Raw genomic sequence first — 415 nt, 5'->3', positions numbered from 1 at the left:
CTTTATAATAAGCCGCAAAGTCCGGGTCGCCGTCGCGTGACTGGGATTTCACCAGTTCCGTTATCTGACGAAATGCCGGGCTGGCATCCACTGAACCCAGCGCCAGTAAGAGTGCCAGCAGGCTGTAACCAAAATGGTGCGGATGATGGCGACGACGGCGCAGGATCCAGCCCAGCGCACCGAACACCGCCGTCAGCCCCAGCACAATGCCGATACCCGGAAGAATGTATTTGCTGACACCAGCACCGGTCAGGCTGTTGGTTAAGGTATAGAGAACCGCGTCGTTAATACCATCGCCAGTAAAATAGTCGCTGGCAAACAGGGTGATATTTAAAACGACAAATAGCCCCAGCACCGTTAACGTGGCTGCAAACCACCAGGTGTTACGTCCCGCTTTCCATGCGTAAATCAGCAC

At 54.5% G+C, this 415-nt stretch carries 1 protein-coding gene; it reads right to left on the bottom strand.

Going from position 1 to position 415, the window contains the following annotated elements; genetic code table 11:
- On the bottom strand, window positions 1–415 hold a 415-nt coding region (locus ACNFOC_RS55595; protein ID WP_416966472.1), incomplete at both ends, for a hypothetical protein.

This window comes from Streptomyces colwelliae (assembly GCF_048158785.1).
Classification (GTDB): Bacteria; Actinomycetota; Actinomycetes; order Streptomycetales; family Streptomycetaceae; genus Streptomyces.
The sequence above is the reverse complement of the archived record's forward strand: the minus strand, read 5'-3'. Positions and strand labels throughout refer to the sequence as shown.